4 protein-coding genes are annotated in these 4,891 nt (G+C 46.4%); 2 read left to right on the forward strand and 2 right to left on the reverse strand.

Translation table 11 applies throughout. The features are described 5' to 3' along the window. Positions 1 to 742: pyridoxal phosphate-dependent aminotransferase (locus tag A3750_RS12120; RefSeq protein ID WP_304440189.1), on the reverse strand; the 742-nt coding region annotated here is incomplete at its 3' end. A gap of 181 nt (positions 743 to 923) precedes the next feature. Here A3750_RS12120 and uvrB point away from each other — a divergent pair. Together uvrB and A3750_RS12130 are read left to right on the forward strand one after the other, a co-directional pair. After that, the gene (uvrB, locus tag A3750_RS12125) at positions 924 to 2,918 is read left to right on the forward strand and encodes an excinuclease ABC subunit UvrB (protein ID WP_068458761.1); all 1,995 of its coding nucleotides are present in this window, start codon (positions 924 to 926) and stop codon (positions 2,916 to 2,918) included. Positions 2,919 to 3,296: 378 nt separating this feature from the next. Next, positions 3,297 to 4,319 carry a quinone-dependent dihydroorotate dehydrogenase gene (locus A3750_RS12130; protein WP_068458760.1) on the forward strand — a complete coding sequence of 341 codons (1,023 nt, stop codon included), beginning with the start codon at positions 3,297 to 3,299 and terminating at the stop codon, positions 4,317 to 4,319. Between the two features lie 77 nt (positions 4,320 to 4,396). Here the strand turns inward: A3750_RS12130 and rmf are convergent, their stop codons facing one another. After that, positions 4,397 to 4,600: a ribosome modulation factor gene (gene rmf / locus A3750_RS12135; RefSeq protein WP_068458759.1), complete on the reverse strand. Its 204-nt coding sequence runs from the start codon at positions 4,598 to 4,600 to the stop codon at positions 4,397 to 4,399. Positions 4,601 to 4,891: the final 291 nt, after the last annotated feature.

The following is a 4,891-nucleotide window of genomic DNA, read 5'->3' on the forward strand; positions in this document are numbered from 1 at the left end:
AACCCGTCATGCTATAAGCCTTTGAAACCCCGTTTAGGACAAATGTTCGATCATAGAGCTCAGGACAAACATTTAATATGTTGTTGAATCCTTCGTCGGTCCAAAGAATATGCTCGTACATGTCATCTGTTGCAATCATGACGTGCGGGTGCTGTAACAATACGTCAGCGATCTCTTTGAGCTCTTGACGTGTGTAAGCCATGCCAGTCGGATTAGACGGGCTATTGATAACAAACAGTTTTGTCTTGTCTGTGATCGCGTCTTCAAGTTGTGCTGCGGTGATCTTGAAATGTTGCTCTGGTCCGCCATTGATAACGACTGGCTTGCCTTCCGCGACAATCACCATGTCAGGGTATGAGACCCAGTAAGGAGCAGGAATAATCACTTCATCGCCAGGATCAAGTAAGGCAAGGGCTAAGTTGAAAAAACTTTGCTTGCCGCCGCTTGAAACGAGTATTTGATTCGCTTCGTATGCCAGCCCATTATCGTTCTTAAATTTCTCAATGATCGCGTTCTTAAGGTCGGGTGTGCCGTCGACAGCCGTATACTTTGTCTTGCCTTGGGCGATTGCTTCAATAGCCGCATCTTTAATGTGCTGGGGAGTATCGAAATCAGGTTCGCCCGCGCCTAGACCGATAATATCTTTACCGGCTGCGCGCAACTCGTTTGCTTTGTTCGTTACGGCGAGGGTGGGTGAAGGTTTTATATTTTGAACGCGATTGGATAATGACGGTTCCAAGATGAATGCCTCAACTCATTAAATGTTGTGATCTCTTTGTGTGCTCAGCTTTATTTATTTCGCGAGTAAGTAGCGAATATTTGTTAGCATGGGCGAAGAGAACCAAATAGCTTTTTTATTGCGATCACCCCGTTCGGGGTGCTCTAGCGCGCTAAGTTTAACACTGCATACGTAAATCCGAAATATGAAGAAAAAGGAATTTAAGGTCTCATCGGCCTTTAAACCCGCAGGCGATCAACCGACCGCGATATCTGGCCTTGTTGAAGGTTTAAATGATGGCCTTATGCATCAAACCTTGCTGGGTGTTACCGGCTCGGGAAAAACATTCACTATCGCTAATGTGATCGAGCAAGTTCAGCGACCCACCATCATTATGGCGCACAACAAAACGCTCGCAGCACAATTATATGGTGAGTTTAAGGAGTTCTTTCCCGAAAACTCTGTCGAATATTTTGTGTCCTACTATGACTATTACCAGCCAGAAGCCTATGTCCCATCGTCAGATACGTTCATAGAAAAGGATGCTTCAGTAAACGACCATATTGAGCAAATGCGCCTTTCTGCGACGAAAGCATTAATGGAGCGCTCTGATACCATTATTGTTGCTACTGTATCGGCAATTTACGGGTTGGGCGACCCTGCATCATACTTGAAGATGATGCTGCACCTAGATCGGGGCGAGCAAACAGATCAGCGCGCGATATTGAAGCGCCTTGCTGAGCTTCAATATACCCGCAATGATATGGAGCTTCAGCGTGCAACGTATCGCGTTCGTGGTGATGTGATCGATGTCTTCCCCGCAGAGTCTGAGCGCGATGCAGTTCGCATCGAGTTATTTGACGATGAGGTTGAGCAACTTAGTGAGTTTGATCCGTTAACCGGGGAAGTGCTGCGCAAGCTTCCGCGAATTACAATTTACCCTAAGTCGCATTATGTGACGCCGAGGCAAACGATTCTTGAAGCGGTTGACGCAATCAAAGAGGAGTTGAAAGAACGCTTAAAGCAATTGAGAGACAATAATAAACTCGTTGAGGCGCAGCGCCTTGAAGAGCGAACTCGATACGATACCGAAATGATGGTTGAGTTGGGTTATTGCAATGGTATTGAAAATTACTCGCGCTATCTTTCTGGTCGGCCTTCTGGCGCGCCCCCTCCAACGTTATTCGACTATTTACCCGATGACGCATTAATGGTTATCGACGAGTCGCATGTCACTGTGCCCCAGATTGGCGCGATGTATAAAGGTGATAGATCTAGAAAAGAGACTCTAGTGGAATATGGCTTTAGGCTTCCTAGTGCGTTGGATAACCGGCCGATGCGTTTTGATGAGTGGGAGTCAATTGCACCTCAGATGGTGTTTGTCTCCGCAACGCCTTCAAAATACGAAGCAGAGCATGCGGGACAAGTTGTTGAGCAGGTGGTGCGTCCGACAGGCTTACTTGATCCTTTGATCGAAGTTCGACCAGCAACAACTCAGGTTGATGATTTGCTAGAAGAAATTCGTCAGGCCGTCGCGAAGGAGGAGCGGGTTCTGGTAACGACGCTGACTAAGCGTATGGCGGAAGACTTGACGGACTATCTAATGGAGCACGGCGTGCAGGTTCGATATCTACATTCTGATATAGATACCGTAGAGCGGGTTGAGATTATTCAGGACTTAAGAAAAGGCGTGTTTGATGTATTGGTCGGCATCAACCTGTTGAGGGAGGGCCTTGATATGCCTGAGGTCGCTTTAGTGGCTATTCTTGATGCTGATAAGGAGGGGTTCTTGCGTTCTGATCGCTCTCTAATCCAAACAATAGGCCGTGCCGCGCGAAACCTGGAAGGGCGTGCAATCTTGTACGCCGATAGAGTGACTGGCTCGATGGAAAGAGCCATGGAAGAGACAAAGCGTCGTCGCGAAAAGCAAGAACACCACAATCTAGAAAACGGTCTTACTCCGCAGGCGCTAAACAAATCGATCGGTGACATTATGGAGGGTGCGATGGTCGTGCCCGGTCGGGGAAGAAAAGGGCGTCAGAAAGTCGCCGAAGATACCCCATCCTATGTTGGCGGCAAGGATGCTTTGAAGTCTATTAAGGCGCTTGAGGATGACATGTACAAAGCCGCGAAAGAGCTTGATTTTGAGCGGGCAGCGGCGCTCAGAGATCAGATTGCCGCGCTAAAGCATAGCGTCTGATCTGCGCTGTTATGACAGTTTCTTGACTTTATTGTACACAAGGTCGATGTCGGTGTCGGATCTATAGCGTTTGAGCTGAATGATTATTGAACAAGCAAATAGCTTTGTAAGTATCTGAAAAATATAGTGTTTTTAATTGGTTAAAAAATGATCAATTTGTTTAAGGTCGCTTTATTGCTTGTCTCTAGCGTTATGAACACGAGATGCTAACAGAGTTATCCACAGAAAATGTGGGTAAAATTTCAGGGTCGCACAGAGCGTAATTGTCAATGGTATTTTTTGCTTAGGCGCAAAATAAATTGCTTGAGTTTTTCGCTTTTCTTCGACAGTGGTTTCAAAGTCGTTATACTACGCGCACTATCATTTGCGAGGTTTTTTATGTCTTATTCTTTGCTCCGTGCGGCGCTTTTTTCTCTTCCTCCTGAAACCTCACACGATTTGTCTCTAGACTGGCTGAGTGCTTTAAATCGGCTAGGACTCGTGAGTCCTTTTATGCCCGAAATTGCGTTAGACCCGGTGACCATCATGGGGATAGAGTTCCCTAATCGAGTCGGATTAGCTGCAGGCTTGGATAAGAACGCTGAGCACATAGACGGCTTGGCTGCGATGGGGTTTGGCTTTATTGAGGTCGGCACCGTTACGCCACGTCCGCAACCTGGTAACCCAAAACCGCGAATGTTTCGCCTAAAAGAGCAGCAGGCAATTATAAACAGAATGGGATTTAACAATAAGGGCATCGACAATTTACTAGCTAAGGCGGCAAAAAGGAACTTTACTGGCCCCCTTGGAATTAACATAGGCAAGAACTTCGATACGCCGGTCGAAAAGGCAAACGACGATTATTTGATTGGTTTGCGCAAAGCGTATCCGAATGCAGATTATATTTCGGTCAATGTTTCATCACCGAATACGCCGGGACTCAGGTCGCTTCAGTTTGGAGACTCTTTAAAGCAGCTGCTAGATGCGTTAAAGACTGAGCAGCTTCGCCTTCAAAATGAGTACAAGCGTTACGTTCCAGTGGCTGTGAAAGTCGCGCCGGACATGAATGATGATGAAATAGGTTTGGTGTCAGCTAGTTTGCTTGAGTTTGAGCTCGACGGGGTGATCGCAGGTAATACGACACTTGATCGCACAAATGTTGTTGGAAGCCCTTATGCAAACGAAGCCGGTGGTTTAAGTGGTGCACCGCTTTTAGACAAATCTAATCACGTGATCGGGCGATTCTCCAGCGAGCTGGGCGGAAAGATTCCAATTATTGGTGTTGGCGGAATCACCGAGGGCGAGCACGCCGTGCAAAAAATCAAAGCAGGAGCGTCACTTGTTCAGATTTATAGCGGGTTGATATATAAAGGGCCGAAGTTGGTGCGTGATTGCGTTGAGGCTATTCGCTTTGGAGTATAGTTAAACAAAAAAAGCCCGCTGTAGCGGGCTTGTATTTGAGGCACTGTTGTCCCCAGCTTGAAAAAATATCCTAGAGTCTAAATGGTAGGTAGTCGATGGATGCCGGAGACGCCAGTGAGACCGTCCCAATTGTCTTCACGACCGTTTCGCCAGCCGTTTAGCCAATCTTGTTGGGCATCCTCAGAATAAGCAGCACAGAGTGATTTTGATTTTCCAGAAATACCTGCAAGATAACCGCGGTTGTAAGCGCGATGCATCGGGTTTCTTTTCTGTCTTTTCATTTAGTCGAACCTCTTTGTCATTCTACTGTGACTTGCGAGCAAACGTTTATTTGCATCGAAAGTGTCTTGTATGTTGGCGTTTGACGCCTTAGGTGCTTTACTCAGCGGGTGAGAGTTAGCACGAGGGTTTCGAACTCCTTTGGTTGGATTATTGTTAGAGCGATAAATAACAAACTTTTTGTGCAGCTGACTGCTTACTAATTGCACAACTACTAAGTTAGCAAAAACGCCTACATAAAGTATAGAAATCTTTTTAGCTATCAGAGTGAGTGATTATAGAGTCTTGGTATA

The sequence above is a fragment of the Oleiphilus sp. HI0079 genome (assembly GCF_001635105.1).

What these genes read in the sequence shown, in the direction of transcription:
- rmf (WP_068458759.1), bottom strand. Translation starts at nt 4,600, where the DNA reads ATGAAAAGACAGAAAAGAAACCCGATGCATCGCGCTTACAACCGCGGT.
- A3750_RS12130 (WP_068458760.1), top strand. Translation starts at nt 3,297, where the DNA reads ATGTCTTATTCTTTGCTCCGTGCGGCGCTTTTTTCTCTTCCTCCTGAA.
- uvrB (WP_068458761.1), top strand. Translation starts at nt 924, where the DNA reads ATGAAGAAAAAGGAATTTAAGGTCTCATCGGCCTTTAAACCCGCAGGC.